Raw genomic sequence first — 16051 nt, forward strand, 5'->3', positions numbered from 1 at the left:
GCGCACGCCTATTAAGCGGCGGACACTGGCGCCAGTTCCCACGAAGAGACCGCCACGATGCGTCCGCTGTCCATTGCCCTGCTTGCCCTCGCCTGCGCTGTTCCCGCCCTCCCCGCCGCCGCCCAGTCGGCTGGCGAGTGGACCGTCGCGATCGGTGCCCACAACGTCAATCCCAAGTCCGATAACGGCACGCTGGCCAACGGCACCTTGCCGCTGTCGATCGGCAGCAGCACCCGTCCGACGATCGCCGTCGAGTACTTCGTGCGCGACAACCTCGGTGTCGAAGTGCTGGCCGCCACCCCGTTCCGCCACGACATCAACATCGAAGGCCTCGGCCAGGTCGGCAGCACCAAGCACCTGCCGCCGACGGTGAGCCTGCAGTACCACTTCAACGGTGCCGGCACCGTCTCGCCGCTGGTCGGCGTCGGCGTCAACTACACCACGTTCTTCGATGAAGAAACCCGCGGCGCACTGGCCGGTTCGCGCCTGGCGCTGAGCAACTCCTGGGGTCTGGCCGCGCACGTCGGCGTCGACTTCAAGGTCGGCAACGGTGCCATCCGCGTCGACGCACGCTGGATGGACATCGACAGCGACGTCCGCGTGGACGGCGCCAAGCTCGGCACCGCGAACATCGACCCGCTGGTCTACGGCGCGGCGTACGTGCTGAAGTTCTGATCCATCGAGGTCGACAGGCGGCGCATCCGATACAATGGATCGGATGCGCCGTTTCGTTCTGTCGTCCTGTCTGCTCGCCCTCGCGGCGGCCTCCCCGTCCGCACTTGCCTGGGGTCAACTCGGCCACCGGCTGGTCGCCCAGCTCGCCGAGCGCGACCTCACTCCGCAGGCGCGGGCACAAGTCGACGCGCTGCTCGCAGATGAACCCGACCCGACCCTGGGTGGCATTGCCTCCTGGGCCGATGCCCTGCGTGAGCACGACCCGGACCTGGGCCGCCGCTCGGCGAAATGGCACTACGTCAACATCGGTGAGTCGGGCTGTCGCTACCAGGCCACACGCGACTGCCCAAACGGCGATTGCGTGGTCGAGGCGATCGTCGCCCAGACCGCGATCCTGGCCGATACCACGCGCCCGCGCGCGGAGCGCATCACCGCGCTGAAATTCGTCGTGCACTTCGTCGGTGATGCGCATCAGCCGATGCACGCCGGCTACGCCCATGACAAGGGCGGCAACACCCACCAGATCAACCACCGCGGACGCGGCACCAACCTGCACGCGTTCTGGGACAGCGGCATGCTCAACAGCGCCGGGCGCCGCGATGCCGACTGGCTGACGCACCTAGCGACGCTGCCGCCGCCTACACCCGCGGCACGCGTGTTGCCACCGCCCGCCCAGGACTGGGCCGAGACCGCCTGCCGCATCGCGGTCGCACCCGGTGTGTATCCCGCGCGTGGCCGGCTTGGCCAGGATTACGTGAGCACCCACCTGCCGACCGTCGAGCAGCAACTGCGCGATGCCGGCGCCCGGCTGGGCACGCTGCTCAATGCCGCCCTGGCGCCCACAGCGCCCTGAATCGCTACACGAACCTTCCCGTCACGGCGGGGTCCTACAGTGGTCTGGCCCGCCCGCAGGAGCCGTTCATGCCGCCCGAGGTCACCCCGTTCTTCCACGCCGCCAGCAGCACGTGGAGCTATATCGTCCGCGATCGGCGCTCGCGCGCGGCTGCGATCATCGACCCGGTGCTCGACTTCGACGCCGCCTCGGCGAGGACCGCCACGGTGTCGGCCGGCCATCTGCTCGACCATGTGCGCCGCCATGACCTCGACGTGCAGTGGATCCTGGAGACCCATGCCCACGCCGATCATCTGTCGGCAGGGGACTGGCTACGCCGGCAACTGCCCAACGCGTGCCTGGCGATCGGCGAGGGCATCCGCAACGTGCAGAAGACCTTTCGCCCGATCTTCAATCTCGGCGAGCACTTCCCGGTGGACGGGTCGCAGTTCGACCGGCTGTTCGCGCCTGAGACCGTGTTCGCCATCGGCGAAATGACCGCGCAGGCCATCCCCGTGCCCGGGCACACCAGCGACAGCAATGCGTATCTGATCGGCGATGCGCTGTTCACCGGCGACTCGCTGTTCATGCCCGACGGCGGCACCGCCCGCTGCGATTTCCCGGGCGGCGATGCGGCGACGCTGTACCGCTCGATCCAACGCTTGTTCACCCTGCCCGACACCACCCGCGTCTTCGTCTGTCACGACTACGGGCCCGGCGGTCGCCCGGTGGCCTGCGAGACGACGATCGGCCACCAGCGGCGCGAGAACATCCACGTCCGCGACGGCATCGACGAGGCCACGTTCGTCGCGATGCGTACCGCGCGCGATGCGACGCTGGCGATGCCGGCGCTGCTGCTGCCGGCAGTGCAGACCAATCTGCGCGCTGGAGCGCTGCCCGAACCCGAAGCCAACGGCGTGCGCTATCTCAAGCTGCCGATCGACACGCTGTAGCCAAGGCCGGGCTGCGCTTTACCGACCACCGCAGCCTCGTTATTCTCGTTCGGACATAACGAATGGACACGATGATGCCCCTGCCACATCGCGTGCTGCCGACCTTGCTGTCGATGCTGCCCCTGTGCGCCGGCGCTCAGGCGATCCCCACGGAGGCAGGGGCCGGACGGGCGTCCCCGCCCAGCGCGGTCGCCTCGCCCCAGGTGGTGCCGCTCGACGAGGCGGCGCGTGCGACGCTGGAACGCCATGACGTCGCGTTCGACGACCATGGCACCACGCGCCGTTGCGAAGGCGTATCGCTGGCGGCATTGCTGCAGGCCAGCGGCGCGATGCCGGTCGCTCCGCTGCGTGGCGGAGACCTGACGCGCTACGTGTTGGTGAGCGCGCGCGACGGCTACCGTGCGCTGATCTCGCTGGCCGAGCTCGACCCCACGCTCGGTGGCCGTACCCTCCTGCTGGCCGACCGCTGCGATGGCCGGCCGCTGGATGCGGCCCACGGCCCGCTGCGGCTGGTGATCGCTGGCGACACGCGCGCGGCGCGCAGCGTGCGCCAGGTCGAGCGCATCGTCGTGGTCGCCGCCCCCTGATCCCGAATCGGACGCCTTGCGATGACGCCTGCCTTGTCCCGCCGCCTCCGCGCCTGGCTGCTGCCCGCCCTGCTCCTGTTCGCGGCCGTGCCCGCGTTCGCACAGACACCGCTGACCGTGTTCGCAGCCGCCAGCCTCAAGGAATCGCTCGATGCCGCCGCTGCCCAGTACGCGCGCCAGACCGGCCAGCCGGTGCGGGTGTCGTACGCGGCCAGTTCGGCACTGGCGCGCCAGATCGCGCAGCGCGCGCCGGCCGACGTGTTCGTCTCCGCCGATCTGGACTGGATGGACTGGCTAGCCGAGCGCGGACTGATCGCCCCCGGCTCGCGGCGCGACCTGCTGGGCAACCGGCTGGTGCTGATCGCACCCGCCGGCAGCGCCGCGCAGCCGTTCGCGCTGGATGCAGGCAGCGACCTGCTGCCGCTGCTGGGCGCGCGCGGGCGCCTGTCGCTGGCGCTCACTGCCAGCGTGCCGGCCGGCAAGTACGCCAAGGCCGCGTTCGCGTCCTTGGGCACCTGGGACGCGCTGCGCCCGCGCGTCGCCGAGTCCGACAGCGTGCGCGCAGCACTCGCCCTGGTTGCCCGCGGCGAGGCGCCGCTGGGCGTGGTCTACGCGAGCGATGCGCGCGCCGAGCCGCGGGTCAAGGTGCTGGCGACGTTCCCGGCCGACAGCCATCCACAGATCATTTATCCGATCGCGCGGGTGGCGGGCAGTGCGCAACCGCGCCAGGCCGACGCGTTCGTGCGCTGGCTCGACGGCGACGCCGCGGCGGAGATCTTCCGCCGCCACGGTTTCACGATCCGCTGAGCCGCACGATGGCGCCCACCGCCTGGTATGCCTTCTCGCCCGACGAACTGGTCGCGATCGGCCTGAGCCTCAAGGTCGCCACTGCGGCTGCGCTCGGCAGCCTGCCGCTCGGCATCGCGATCGCCTGGCTGCTGGCGCGTCGGCGCTTTCCGGGCAAGGCATTGCTCGACGCCCTGGTGCATCTGCCGCTGGTGCTGCCACCGGTCGTGGTCGGCTACACGCTGCTGGTGGTGCTAGGCGGCAATGGCCCGGTCGGGCTGTGGCTCGAACGCACGTTTGGCGTCAGTGTCGCGTTCCGCTGGACCGGTGCCGCGCTCGCCAGCGCGCTGATGGGCTTTCCGCTAATGGTGCGCACGATCCGCTTGTCGATCGATAACGTCGACCGCCGGCTCGAGCAGGCCGCGGCAACCCTCGGCGCCGGCCCGTGGCGCGTGTTCCTGACGATCACGTTGCCGCTGGCTTGGCCCGGCGTGGTGGCTGGCGCCGTCCTCGCATTCGCCAAGGCGCTGGGCGAGTTCGGCGCGACGATCACCTTCGTCTCCAACATCCCCGGCGAGACGCAGACCATGTCCTCGGCGATCTACGGTCTGCTGCAGGTGCCTGGTGGCGAAGCCGGCATCTGGCGCTTGGCCCTGGTCGCGATCGCGATCTCGCTCGCGGCGCTGCTGGCCTCTGAATGGCTGGTCCGCCGCCAGCGTGGAGACCGCGACGCATGAGCCTGGCGATCGACATCCAGCTGCGCCTGGGCCACTTCGCGCGCGAGGTGCGCATCGACGCCGATCAGCGCGTGATCGCGCTGACCGGGCCATCCGGCGCAGGCAAGACCAGTGTGCTCAATGCGATTGCCGGCCTGGTACGCCCTTACGCCGGACGCATCGAGATCGATGGTCGCGTGCTGTTCGACAGCGCACGCCGGATCGACCTGCCGGTGCATCGGCGACGCGTCGGCTACGTGTTCCAGGACGCCCGGTTGTTCCCGCACCTGGATGTCCAGCGCAACCTGCGCTACGGACGCCACACGGGTCCGCAGACTATTGCGCTGGATGACGTGGTCGAGCTCCTCGGCATCGGCCATCTGCTCGCGCGCCGCCCTGCACATCTGTCGGGCGGTGAGGCGCAGCGCGTCGCGATCGGCCGCGCCCTGCTCTCGCAGCCGGCGATGCTGCTGTTCGACGAGCCGCTGTCGGCGCTCGACCAGGCACGCCGGGAGGAGTTGATTCCCTGGCTGCAGCGCGTCCGCGACGAGGTCCGACTGCCGATGCTCTACGTCAGTCACCACCCCGACGAAGTCAGGCGGCTGGCCGATACCGTGCATGTGCTCGACGGACCGGTCGCATCGACAACGCGCAGCGTGGGCGAAGCGTTCGTGCATCGATGACCTTCGGCACTGCGTGCTGTCGCCCGGGATCGCCATTCTGCCGCTCCCGCATCTCGTGTCGGCATCCATGCTCCAGTCGCGCACTCCGTCGTTGCTTCATCGTCCCATCGTTGTCGTTCTGCTTGCGGTGGCGGCCGGCCTGCTGCTGCGCTCGGCCATCGGGCCGGAGCCCAATGCCTGGCTGATCTGGTTCGCCCCCGTGCCGACACTGTGGCTCGCGCTGTCGCTGCGCCGCCGCGGGCTGGCGCACCTGGCGGTCGTGATCGCCACGTTAGTCGCGGCCACGACCTATGCCAGCTATCTGCGCATGCTGATGCCGGCCCCGTTCGCGGCGCTCGCCGTGTGCGGGTTCGCAGCGGGCTGGTGGCTGGCGATCATGCTGGCGCGGCGGATCGTGCTGCGCTTCGCCCGCTGGTGGACCGTGTTGGCCTATCCACTGACCTGGGCCTCCATCGACCTGGTCATGGGCCGACAGCTGCCCGACGGCCAGTGGGGCAGCGCCGCCTACAGCCAGAGCGAGTGGCTGCCGATGCTGCAGACCACCGCGCTGGGAGGCACCCCGGCCCTGCTGTTCGTGCTCTGCCTGCCCGCGTCCGGGCTCGCCTTGTGGCTCGCGACCTCCTGGCCTACCCGGCAGCGCGTCCTCGCGCTCGCCGTGGCCGCAATCGTGCCGCTGGCGGCGTTCGGCTACGGCAATGCACGACTGCAAGCTGCCCCGGAGGCCAGCGACCACCTGCGCATCGGCCTGGCATCGATCGACGACCTCGTGCTGCCGCGCATGCCCGAGGCCGTCGCGACCGAAGTCCGCGAGGGCTACGCCCGCCTGGTGACGCAATTGGCCGACGACGGTGCCGAGTTGATCGTGCTGCCGGAGAAGGCCGCCATCCTGGCGCCCGCAGCCGCGACGGTCTGGCAACGCGACTTCGCCGCGCTCGCGCGGCAGCACGGCGTGTGGCTCGAAGTGGGCGTCGGGATCGACGACGGCCGCGCGCCACGCAACCAGGCCTGGCTGTTCGACCCCGAAGGACAACTGCGCCAGGACTACGAGAAGTTGCGGCTGGCGCCGCCCGAACGCCGCCAGGGCTACCGCCACGGCAGCGAAATCGCGGTGCAGGAGATCGACGGCCTGCGGACCGGCCTTGCGATCTGCAAGGACATGCACTTCGCCAGCGTCGGCCGCCGCTACGGTCGCGATGCCGTGGGGCTGATGCTGGTGCCGGCCTGGGACTTCGACTATGTCGATGCCTGGATGGGCGCGCGCATGACCCTGGTACGCGGGGTGGAGAATGGCTACGCGGTTGTTCGTCCCGCGCGCGAAGGCCTGATGAGCGTCAGCGATGGCTGGGGCCGGCTCGTCGCCGAAGCGCCGAGTGCGCCGCTGCCCGGCGCCCGGCTCCTGGCCGAGTTGCCGCGCAGCTCACCTGGCATGACGCCCTACACGCGGGTCGGCGACGTGTTCGGCCTGCTCTGCCTGCTCGCGACCCTGACGTTGGTGCTGGCGACATGGCGCCGCGGTCACGCCTCCCCGACGGCGCGCCGCACACACTGAGCGCCCCGCCCCAAGACATCGCCGATGCGTCCTCCACGCAAGCAATCGGTCCCGGTCGAACATACCCGACGCTACCTGGAACCGGGACCGGTCGTGCTGCTGTCGACCGCCCACGGCGGCGAGCGTGGGATCATGACGCTGGGCTGGCACATGATGCTGGGCTACGACCTGGTCGGCACCTATCTCTGGCAGGCCAATCGCAGCCACGCGCTGGCCAAGCGCAGCCGCGAATGCGTGATCAACCTCCCCACCGATGCCCTGCTCGACACCGTCGTGGGCATCGGCAACTGCAGCGGCCGCGAGGGCGACAAGTTCGAACGTTTCGGCCTGACCGCGCACGGGGCCACCGACGTCGAGGCGCCGTTGATCGCCGAGTGCCATGCCAACTTCGAGTGCCGGCTGCACGAGACGCGGATCACCGCCGACTATCCGCTGTTCGTCTGGCGCGTGGTCCGCGCCCATGTTGCGCCGCGGCCCGTATGGCCGCGGACCGTGCACTACCGGGGCGATGGCCGCTTCATGATCGCCGGCCCGACGCGCTCGCGGCGCGTGCTGTTCCGGCCGGAGATGCTCGACCAGTGAAGTAGCCGCACGGGGCGGCGCGGTCGTCGCGACAGCCCGTGCGCACAACCGCTGGCAGCGTGCCTGCGGGCAGGCTCAGAAGCTGTAGGTGAAGGTCAGCTGCCCATTGCGTTTCTCGCCGTAGGCGCCGTAACCGTTGACCTGCGCCAGGTATTCCTTGTCCAACAGATTGTTGAGGTTGGCCTGCACGCTCCACTCCGGACCCAACTGGTACCGCACGAAGGCGTTGACCAGCGCATAGCCGCTCTGCTCGAGCTGCAGGTCGTAGGCCGGCACCGGGTAGTAGATGCGGTTCTGCCAGTTCACACCACCGCCGACGGTCAGCGCCGGCAGGCTGCGCGGGGTGTAGCTGGTGAAGGCCTTGAGCGTGGACTGCGGCAGGCGCGTATTGATGTCGGCGCCATTGATATCCTTGGCCACGTAGCGCGATGCACCGAACGTCGCGTTCCAGCCCGGTGCCAACTGGCCGTTCACCTCGAACTCGAAGCCACGGCTGACGGTGCCGCGCGCGGCGATGGAGGCGAACTCGTTCGGATGGCCCGGAATCGGTGTGGTGGTGACCTGGGCCACGTTGTCCTGCTCGATCCGGAATACAGCGAACGATGCATTCAAGCGGTTGTCGAACCATGCGCCCTTGACACCGAGCTCGTAACTCTTGCCGTCGACCGGATCCAGATAGTTGTAGTTGATGTCGCGCGCGACCTGCGGCTGGAAGATTTCGGTGTAGCTGGCGTAGGTCGAGTAGGTGTCGTTGATCTCGAACACCAGGCCGGCATACGGCGTGGTCGAGGTGTGGCTGCGATCGGCCAGTTCGCCCTCGCTCTCCCACTCGGTGTAGCGCGCGCCGACGATCAGCTTCAACGGATCGGCCAGCGACAGGCGCGTGGCCGCGTAGGCCGCCTTCTGGGTGATGGTGCCCTCGCTGGCGAGGCTCAGCGGGTTCCAGATCGGCTGCGGGAAGTTCCGGAGCTCGTCCGGATAGACGATCGGTGCCCAGCCGCCCTGGTAATCGCCATAGTTGGCGAAGTCGCGCTTGTTGTAGCTCAAGCCGCCCATCACCTGATGCTCGCGGCCGAACAGTTGGAAGGGGCCTTCGACATAGCCGTCCACCGCATCGACCTGGCGCTCGGTGTTGTACAGGCCCGCTGACGGCGTCACGCCCGCACCGGTGTCGCGGTCGAGCAGCGAGCCGCCGGTGACCCAGTCGTTGTAGGCCGGGTAGAACAGCTTGTCGTTGGCCTTGGTGCGGTCGTGGGTGGCGCCGACGCGCAGGTTCCAGCCACTGGCGAAGGCGTGCGTGAGGGTCGCGAACGCGCGCTTGCTGGTGGTGTCCCAGTAGGTCCACTCGGGGTTGGCGTTGAACGATGGGCCGTACGGGGTTCGAGTGCCGTCCGAATACAGCATCGGGAACCCGCCCCAGGTCGCGCCGTTGGCGCGCTTGTGCTGGTAGTCGTAGCCCACGCTGAGCTGGGTGTCGGGCGTGAGATCGGCATCGATCACCACATAGCCCAGCTGCTTGCGCTGGCTGTAGCGCTCCATCTGCGCATCGGTCTCGAGATAACTGCCGATCGCGCGAGCGCGCACGGTGCCGCTGGCATTGAGCGGTGTCGTCACGTCGACGGTCGTGCGGTTACGGCCCCACTCGCCGATGTTGAGCGACACGCTGCCCGTCAGCTCGGCGCTGTCGGCATGCTTGCGGACCAGGTTGACCGAGGCCGATGGATTGCCCGCGCCGCTGAGCAGGCCGGTCGCCCCACGCACGATCTCGACGCGGTCGTACAGCGCCAGGTCGAGCCCCGAGTCGCCGTAGCTCCAGTTCTGCACCATCTGCGTCGGCAGCCCGTCGAACTGGTAGCTGTCGATGTAGAACCCGCGCGCATAGAACTCGGTGCGCTCGCTGTCGGACTGAGTGCTGCTGACGCCGGTCGTATTGGCCAGCACGTCGATGATGTCGTCGAGATTCTGGTCGGCAATGCGCTCGTGGCTGATGATGCTGACCGACTGCGGAATCTCGCGCGCGGTCAGATCGAAGCGGGTACCGGCGGACGTCCGGCGGACCGAATAGCCCTCGGCGCGCTCGCCCTTGACCTGCAGGCCATCGAGCGTGGTGACCCGGTCCGCGGCGTCATCGGCGATTGCGCCCGACGCGAACCCCAGGGAGGACAGCGCGACCAGGGTCGCACAGGCGAGCGGTGCCCGCCGGGCAGAGGCAAGACGCAGGGAACGACGGCGCATGGGGGATCTTCTGGTGGTGGCGGAGAGGGGGCCGCGCGACACACCCGCATCGCGCCAGTACGAGAATGCTAACGATTCTCACTCAATCCCGCCACCCGAAGCCGGGGTCAGAGTGCAATTTCCGATGCCGTTCGCTCGAAATTGCACTCTGACCCCGGTTCTGGATGGCGTGTCCACGACGGTGCCTGCACATCGGCTGGCCGATAACGCCGCCCATGTTCATCCGTCTCTGGCTCGCCCTCCTGCTCTTGTCGCTGACCGCCTGCGATGGCTATCCGCGCGATACCGAGGGCAGCACCGAGCGTGCGCGCCAGACCATGCGCGTCGGCGTCAGTCACGACCCGCCATTCGTCGAAGTGCGGGCCGGCCAGGCGCCGAGCGGGACCGAAGTCGAACTTGTCCAGGCCTTCGCGCAGGAACACGGCTACACGATCGAGTGGGTCGAGGGCGGGCACGACCAACTGATGACCGCCCTGCTCGACAATCGTTTGCATCTGGTCGCCGGCGGACATGACGAGGACTCGCCTTGGACGGATGTCGGCTGGTCGCGCGCGTTCGTGCTGCGCGGCCCAGAGGGCGGCTTCGCCCGACGCCGACTCGCATTGCCGCCCGCCGAGAACGCCTGGCAGCTGTCGGTCGACCGCTATCTCCACGCCCGCGAACGGACACTGCGATGAGCGCCGGCGCCAACCGTCCCCACCCGCCGCCCGTCGAACGCGCGCCCGACCCGCTCGGACCGGCGCAGCAGCGCGAGCTCCAGCGCGCCGCCCGCCTGTGCTGGTGGTCCCTCGGTCTGCTTGGCGCGGTGTCAGTGATGATGTACGTCGCGATGGGCGGCTCGAAAGCGATGCAGACCGCGCTGGCCGAGGACCTGCTGAGCCTGTTGCCGCCAGCCGCGTTCCTGATCGCGCTGCGCTTTCGCGCCCGCGGCGTCGACCGCACCTATATCAACGGCCGCGAACGCGCGTTCGACATCACCTTCCTCGCGTCCTCGGTCGCGTTGACCGGCATGGGCGCCCTGCTGGTGCTCGACGGCCTGCATGTGCTGATCACGCGGGCGCATCCGGTCGTCGGGACCGTGCTCGTCGGCGACACCGTGGTCTGGCAGGGCTGGCTGATGATCGCCGCGCTCGCGGTCTCGGCGATCCCGCCGGTGGTCCTGGGCCGCATGAAGCTCAAGGTCGCGCTCGCGCTGTCATCCAAGCCGCTCTACACCGACGCCGACATGAACAAGGCCGACTGGATGACCGCGCTCGCGGGCATCGCCGGCGTGCTCGGCATCGGCTTCGGCCTGTGGTGGGCGGACGCCGCAGCTGCCATCTTTATCGCCGTTGAAGTGCTGCGCGATGGCGTGCGCAACCTGCGTAACGCTGTGCGCGACATGCACGACGCCCGTCCGCAGCACGCCGACCGCAGCGACGACGATCCGCTGCCCGCGCGGATCGGCGAAGCGGTCTGCGCACTCGACGGCGTGCGCGCCTGCCGCGTGCGCTTCCACGAGGAAGGCCTGCGGCTGTCGGGTGTGGTGTTCGTGGAGACCGAGGATGGCACCCTCGATACGGCGATGGCACAAGCAGTGCGCGAGACCGCCCGCGCCGTCCACTGGCGGATCGACGACGTCACTGCGACTGCCGCGCAGCCGCCGCGCACGCCGTCCGTCTGATGGCCCCCCCCCCAAAACCGGGGTCAGAGTGCCATTTCGAGCGCCATCCCTCAGCCCATCACGCTGGATGAAGGAACCAGGCACTCAGTCCCGGTTTTCGGACGCGTAATCGCGAGGCACCCCGCGCTGCGCGTCCACCCGCGCGTCCGGTAGGCTTGCCGGCATGACGTCCCATCTCCACGATCTCGACGCCGCCGTCGCCCGCATCCGCGCCCATGTCGATGGCCCGCTGCACATCGGCGCCCCGCTGGGCATCGGCAAGCCGCACCGCCTGCTCAACGCCCTGTACGCCGCTGCGGTGGCGGACCCGTCGCGCCCGCTGACCCTGTACACCGCCCTGTCACTCGATCCGCCGTCGGGCGGCGCCGACCTGCAGGGGCGCTTCCTCGGTCCCTTCGCGCAGCGTCACTTCGGCGAGGACTTCGTCCGGCTCGACTACGTGCAGGCGCTACGCCGCGACGCGCTGCCGCCGCACATCAGCGTCGAGGAGTTCTACATGCAGTCCGGCGCGATGCTGGGCTCCACCCAGGCCCAGCGCCGGTACGCCAGCCTCAACTACACCCATGTCGCCCGCGCGCTCGTCGACCGCGGCGTCAACGTGCTGGTGCAGAAGGTCGCGGCCAACGAGGACGGCAGCCGGCTGTCGCTGTCGTCGAACACCGATCTGACTTTCGACACCATCGACGCCCTCGTCCACGCCGGCCACCCGCGGCCGCTGCTGGTGGCCGAGATCGATCCCGAACTGCCGTGGCTCGGCGGCACCGCCGCGGTCGACGCCGGATTCTTCGACCTCGTCGTGACGCCACCGCCCCCTTACCCGCGCCTGTTCGGCCTGCCGCGGCAGCCGGTCTCCGATGCCGACTACGCGATCGGGTTCTACGCCAGCGCGCTGGTCCGCGACGGCGGCACGCTGCAGATCGGCATCGGCGCGCTGGCCGACGCGCTTTGCCACGCGCTGGCGTTGCGGCACATCGACAATGCGGCCTACCGCCGGGTGCTGCACGCACTCGATCCCGACCTGATCACGCATCCGACCGTCGTGGCCTGCGGCGGACTCGACCCGTTCGAGACCGGCCTGTACGGCTGCAGCGAGATGATCAACGAGGGGTTCAAGCGCCTGGTCGAGGTCGGCGTGATCCGTCGCAAGGTGGTCGACAAGGCCGCGTTGATGCGGCGGGCCAACGACGGCACCGCCAGCGCCCTGGACCGGGAACTGATCGAGCGCGACGGCGAGTTCCTGCACGGCGCGTTCTACCTTGGCTCGCCGGACTTCTACGCTTGGCTGCGCGGGCTCGACGACGACACCCGGCGCGGCATCGGCATGAAGCGTGTGGGCGAGGTCAACGAACTCTACGGGCTCGACGAAGGGCTCGAGCGTCTGCAGCGCCGCGACGCGCGCTTCTTCAACAGCTGCATGATGGCGACCGCGCTCGGCGCCGCGGTCTCCGATGCCCTCGGCGACGGCCGCGTGGTCTCGGGTGTGGGCGGGCAGTACAACTTCGTCGCGATGGCGCACGCATTGCCCGACGCGCGCTCGGCGCTGCTGTTGCGCGCCACGCGCGAGGCCGGCGGCCGCTGTGAATCGAATATCCGCTGGCAGTACGGGCACACGACGATCCCGCGTCACCTGCGCGACCTCTACATCACCGAGTACGGCATCGCCGATGTACGCGGTGCGACCGACGAGGACTGCGTACGGACCATGGTGCGCTTGGCCGATGCCGACCACCAGAGCGCGCTGCTCGAACACGCCCGTGCGGCCGGCAAACTCGATCCCCGCTTCGTCCGGCCGTCGGCCTGGGGCCGCAACACCGCGACGCGTCTTCGCGATGCCCTGGCACCGCTGCGCCGCGATGGCACCCTGCCGGCCTACCCGCTGGGTAGCGACTTCGACGCCGTCGAACAGCGCCTGTTGCAGGCCTTGTCCTGGCTCAAATCGGCCTCCGCGACCCGGACGGGCAAGCTGCGCACCGTGCTCGCCGCGCTGCGCGAGGGTCGCAGCGACGACACCGCCGCGCTGCAACGCATGGCCCTCGACGCGCCCCGCGGCCTGCAGGAGCGACTGCTTGCGCGTCTGCTGGCACTAGGGCTGCGCAGGACGGTGGCGGCCGATCCTGCGCCCCCTTCATCGGACGGCTGACCGGCCCGGCGAGCCTTCGACGCGGACAGTCGCCGTGCAGGCCTGCCGGCACCGAAACGCCGACGGCCCGCCGCTCCGGCCAAGATGGGCACGGGCCATGCCCCTTCGTGCAGCCGCCAAGGATTGCAATGCCGCGCATCGCCACCATCATGACCCTTGCCCTCCTGCCCTACCGATGCCATGACCACGCGAGCCGACCACCTGCGCGATGCCCTTGCCGCCCTGCAGCCGAGCCACCTGGAGGTGCACGACGAGAGCCATATGCACAGCCGCGGGCTCGAAACGCACTACAAGGCGGTGATCGTCAGCGAGACGTTCACGGGCAAGCGCGCGATCCAGCGCCACCAACTCGTCTACCGCACGCTGGGCGAGCAGATGCAACGCATCCACGCACTCGCGCTGCACACCTTCACGCCCGAGGAGTGGGCGGCCGAGGCGCGAGTGCCCGACTCGCCGACCTGCCGCGGCGGTAGCAAGCACGACCTGAAGAACGCGGCCGCACACAAATCCTCCTGACGCACGGCGCACGCCAAAAACTGGGGCAAAAAAGGCCCGCTTGCGCGGGCCTTTGGGTATCGGGCTGGCCGCGGCGCTCAGAGCGCCTTGGCCGCCTCGACGATCTTCTCGACAGTGATGCCGAAGTACGGATAGAGCTTGTCGGCCGGGGCCGAGGCGCCGAAGCGGTCGATGCCGATGACCGCGCCGTCCAGACCGACATACGCCCGCCAGAAGCCGGTGACGCCGGCCTCGATCGCGACACGGCGGCGCACCGCATTGGGCAGCACCGATTCACGGTAGGCCGCGTCCTGGCGCTCGAACACATCGGTCGAGGGCATCGACACCACGCGCACGCCGTCGCCGAGCTGCGCGGCTGCCTCCATCGCCAGCCCGACCTCCGAGCCGGTCGCGATCAGGATCAGCTCCGGCGTGCCGGCGGCGTCCTTGAGCACGTAGCCGCCACGCGCGATATCGGCGACCTGCGCCGCCTCGCGCGCCTGATGCGGCAGGTTCTGGCGCGAGAACACCAGACAGCTGGGGCCGTCGCTGCGCAGCACCGCCGACTTCCAGGCCACCGCCGACTCGACCGCATCGCAGGGGCGCCAGACATCGTTGTTGGGGATGTAGCGCAGGCTCGCCAGGTGCTCGACCGGCTGGTGCGTCGGGCCGTCCTCACCCAGGCCGATCGAATCGTGGGTGTAGACGTGGATCGCATGCGCCGGGATCAGCGCGCTCATGCGCACCGCGTTGCGGGCGTAATCGCTGAACACCAGGAAGGTCGCGTCGAACGGCACGAAGCCGCCGTGCAGCGCCAGGCCGTTGGCGATCGCGCTCATGCCGAACTCGCGCACGCCGTAGTAGACGTAGTTCGCATCGGCGTCGTGGCTGGCCGCAGTCTTGCAGCCTTTCCACAGCGTCAGGTTCGAGTGCGCGAGGTCGGCCGAGCCGCCGACGAGTTCGGGCAGCAGCGGCGCGAATGCCTCGATCGTCATCTGCGAGGCCTTGCGCGAGGCGATCGTCGGGCCATCGGCCTGCAGCTTGGCGACGAATGCGTCCGCGGCCTTGGCGAAATCGGCAGGCAGCTCACCGCGGGTGCGGCGCAGCAGCTCAGCCGCCAGTTCGGGATGCGCGGCCTGGTAGGCCTCGAAGCGGCGATTCCAGGCGTCCTCGCGTGCCTGACCGGCCGCATTCGCGCGCCAGGCGTCGCGGATCGCCTCGGGGATCTCGAACGGGCCGTGGGTCCAGCCGAGCGCGGCGCGCGTGGCATCCGACTCTTCCTTGCCGAGCGGCGCGCCATGCGAGGATTCCTTGCCGCCGCGGTTCGGCGAGCCGAAACCGATCGTCGTGCGGCAGCACACCAGCACCGGCCGGTCGTCCTGCGAGACGGCCTCGCCGATCGCGCGCGAGATCGCCTCGGCGTCGTGGCCGTCGACGTCGCGGATCACGCGCCAGCCGTAGGCTTCGAAGCGTGCCGGGGTGTCGTCGGTGAACCAGCCGGCGGTGTTGCCGTCGATCGAGATGCGGTTGTCATCCCAGAACGCGACCAGCTTGCCCAGGCCGAGGGTGCCGGCCAGGGACGCGGCCTCGTGCGAGATGCCTTCCATCAAGCAGCCGTCGCCCAGGAACACCCAGGTGCGGTGGTCGACGATGGCGAAGCCATCGCGGTTGAACTGCTGGGCGAGCAGCCGCTCGGCGAGCGCAAAGCCGACCGCATTGGCAAACCCCTGCCCCAGCGGCCCGGTGGTCGTCTCCACGCCCGGCGTCTCGTAGCGCTCGGGGTGGCCGGCGGTGCGGCTGTGCAGCTGCCGGAAGTTCTTCAGTTCCTCGATCGGCAGGTCGTAGCCCGACAGGTGCAGCAGCGCGTACTGCAGCATCGAACCGTGGCCGTTGGACAGCACGAAGCGGTCGCGGTCGATCCAGTTCGGATTGCCCGGGTTGTGGCTGAGGTGGTCGTTCCACAGCACCTCGGCGATGTCGGCCATGCCCATCGGCATGCCGGGGTGGCCCGACTTGGCGGCATCGACCGCGTCGATGGCAAGGAAGCGGATGGCGTTGGCGAGTTCGCGACGGGTCGGCGTGGTCATGGGCTCGGGAGCGGCGGACGGAAGCGCCCATTGTCCCACGCCAGCCGCTCCGCTGCCGGCCCGCGCGC

Annotated in this window: 15 protein-coding genes; 13 read left to right on the top strand and 2 right to left on the bottom strand. The window is 69.5% G+C overall.

Annotated features, from left to right (window positions below; translation table 11 throughout):
- The first annotated feature begins 57 nt into the window (after positions 1 to 57).
- The 9 genes from BEN78_02565 (at position 58) to BEN78_02605 (ending at position 7363) form a co-directional block, all read left to right on the top strand.
- Positions 58 to 675 (top strand): hypothetical protein, encoded by a 618-nt coding sequence (locus BEN78_02565; GenBank protein ID ASR42441.1) that lies wholly within the window; start codon positions 58 to 60, stop codon positions 673 to 675.
- Positions 676 to 718: 43 nt separating this feature from the next.
- Positions 719 to 1528 carry an endonuclease gene (locus BEN78_02570; GenBank protein ASR44863.1) on the top strand — a complete coding sequence of 270 codons (810 nt, stop codon included), beginning with the start codon at positions 719 to 721 and terminating at the stop codon, positions 1526 to 1528.
- Between the two features lie 68 nt (positions 1529 to 1596).
- Positions 1597 to 2460: an MBL fold metallo-hydrolase gene (locus BEN78_02575; protein ID ASR42442.1), complete on the top strand. Its 864-nt coding sequence runs from the start codon at positions 1597 to 1599 to the stop codon at positions 2458 to 2460.
- Positions 2461 to 2522: 62 nt separating this feature from the next.
- Positions 2523 to 3047, top strand: coding sequence for a hypothetical protein (locus BEN78_02580; GenBank protein ID ASR42443.1), 525 nt, complete (start codon positions 2523 to 2525; stop codon positions 3045 to 3047).
- A 33-nt stretch (positions 3048 to 3080) separates the two neighbouring features.
- Positions 3081 to 3854: a molybdate ABC transporter substrate-binding protein gene (locus tag BEN78_02585; protein ASR44864.1), complete on the top strand. Its 774-nt coding sequence runs from the start codon at positions 3081 to 3083 to the stop codon at positions 3852 to 3854.
- Positions 3855 to 3862: 8 nt separating this feature from the next.
- Positions 3863 to 4570 carry a molybdate ABC transporter permease gene (locus BEN78_02590; protein ASR42444.1) on the top strand — a complete coding sequence of 236 codons (708 nt, stop codon included), beginning with the start codon at positions 3863 to 3865 and terminating at the stop codon, positions 4568 to 4570.
- A complete protein-coding gene (locus BEN78_02595) occupies positions 4567 to 5232 on the top strand; it encodes a molybdenum ABC transporter ATP-binding protein (protein ASR42445.1) in 666 nt (221 codons plus the stop codon). The genes BEN78_02590 and BEN78_02595 overlap by 4 nt, the downstream gene beginning before the upstream one ends.
- A gap of 13 nt (positions 5233 to 5245) precedes the next feature.
- Complete coding sequence (locus tag BEN78_02600; GenBank protein ASR42446.1) at positions 5246 to 6781, top strand: hypothetical protein; 1536 nt, start codon at positions 5246 to 5248, stop codon at positions 6779 to 6781.
- A 24-nt stretch (positions 6782 to 6805) separates the two neighbouring features.
- Complete coding sequence (locus tag BEN78_02605) at positions 6806 to 7363, top strand: flavin reductase (GenBank protein ID ASR42447.1); 558 nt, start codon at positions 6806 to 6808, stop codon at positions 7361 to 7363.
- 75 nt (positions 7364 to 7438) lie between these two features.
- On the opposite strand, the gene BEN78_02610 is transcribed toward BEN78_02605, so the two are convergent.
- Positions 7439 to 9598 carry a ferric-rhodotorulic acid/ferric-coprogen receptor FhuE gene (locus BEN78_02610; GenBank protein ID ASR42448.1) on the bottom strand — a complete coding sequence of 720 codons (2160 nt, stop codon included), beginning with the start codon at positions 9596 to 9598 and terminating at the stop codon, positions 7439 to 7441.
- A gap of 215 nt (positions 9599 to 9813) precedes the next feature.
- Here BEN78_02610 and BEN78_02615 point away from each other — a divergent pair, with 215 nt between their 5' ends.
- From BEN78_02615 to BEN78_02630, 4 genes are all read left to right on the top strand, one after another.
- Complete coding sequence (locus tag BEN78_02615) at positions 9814 to 10275, top strand: hypothetical protein (protein ID ASR42449.1); 462 nt, start codon at positions 9814 to 9816, stop codon at positions 10273 to 10275.
- Positions 10272 to 11261: a cation diffusion facilitator family transporter gene (locus tag BEN78_02620; GenBank protein ASR42450.1), complete on the top strand. Its 990-nt coding sequence runs from the start codon at positions 10272 to 10274 to the stop codon at positions 11259 to 11261. The genes BEN78_02615 and BEN78_02620 overlap by 4 nt, the downstream gene beginning before the upstream one ends.
- Positions 11262 to 11424: 163 nt before the next feature.
- The gene (locus BEN78_02625; protein ID ASR42451.1) at positions 11425 to 13401 is read left to right on the top strand and encodes an acetyl-CoA hydrolase; all 1977 of its coding nucleotides are present in this window, start codon (positions 11425 to 11427) and stop codon (positions 13399 to 13401) included.
- 180 nt (positions 13402 to 13581) lie between these two features.
- A complete protein-coding gene (locus tag BEN78_02630) occupies positions 13582 to 13917 on the top strand; it encodes a BolA family transcriptional regulator (GenBank protein ID ASR42452.1) in 336 nt (111 codons plus the stop codon).
- 77 nt (positions 13918 to 13994) lie between these two features.
- On the opposite strand, the gene BEN78_02635 is transcribed toward BEN78_02630, so the two are convergent.
- Entirely contained in the window at positions 13995 to 15983 is a 1989-nt protein-coding gene (locus tag BEN78_02635) for a transketolase (protein ASR42453.1), read from the bottom strand.
- Between the last annotated feature and the right edge of the window lie 68 nt (positions 15984 to 16051).

Source organism: Xanthomonas citri pv. mangiferaeindicae, assembly GCA_002240395.1.
GTDB lineage: Bacteria > Pseudomonadota > Gammaproteobacteria > Xanthomonadales > Xanthomonadaceae > Luteimonas > Luteimonas citri_A.

Bases quoted from the DNA above. Each gene is read 5' to 3' on its own strand.
- BEN78_02630 (ASR42452.1), top strand. From the start codon at position 13,582: ATGACCACGCGAGCCGACCACCTGCGCGATGCCCTTGCCGCCCTGCAG.
- BEN78_02580 (ASR42443.1), top strand. From the start codon at position 2,523: ATGGACACGATGATGCCCCTGCCACATCGCGTGCTGCCGACCTTGCTG.
- BEN78_02635 (ASR42453.1), bottom strand. From the start codon at position 15,983: ATGACCACGCCGACCCGTCGCGAACTCGCCAACGCCATCCGCTTCCTT.
- BEN78_02620 (ASR42450.1), top strand. From the start codon at position 10,272: ATGAGCGCCGGCGCCAACCGTCCCCACCCGCCGCCCGTCGAACGCGCG.
- BEN78_02625 (ASR42451.1), top strand. From the start codon at position 11,425: ATGACGTCCCATCTCCACGATCTCGACGCCGCCGTCGCCCGCATCCGC.
- BEN78_02605 (ASR42447.1), top strand. From the start codon at position 6,806: ATGCGTCCTCCACGCAAGCAATCGGTCCCGGTCGAACATACCCGACGC.
- BEN78_02575 (ASR42442.1), top strand. From the start codon at position 1,597: ATGCCGCCCGAGGTCACCCCGTTCTTCCACGCCGCCAGCAGCACGTGG.
- BEN78_02570 (ASR44863.1), top strand. From the start codon at position 719: ATGCGCCGTTTCGTTCTGTCGTCCTGTCTGCTCGCCCTCGCGGCGGCC.
- BEN78_02590 (ASR42444.1), top strand. From the start codon at position 3,863: ATGGCGCCCACCGCCTGGTATGCCTTCTCGCCCGACGAACTGGTCGCG.
- BEN78_02610 (ASR42448.1), bottom strand. From the start codon at position 9,598: ATGCGCCGTCGTTCCCTGCGTCTTGCCTCTGCCCGGCGGGCACCGCTC.
- BEN78_02615 (ASR42449.1), top strand. From the start codon at position 9,814: ATGTTCATCCGTCTCTGGCTCGCCCTCCTGCTCTTGTCGCTGACCGCC.
- BEN78_02595 (ASR42445.1), top strand. From the start codon at position 4,567: ATGAGCCTGGCGATCGACATCCAGCTGCGCCTGGGCCACTTCGCGCGC.
- BEN78_02565 (ASR42441.1), top strand. From the start codon at position 58: ATGCGTCCGCTGTCCATTGCCCTGCTTGCCCTCGCCTGCGCTGTTCCC.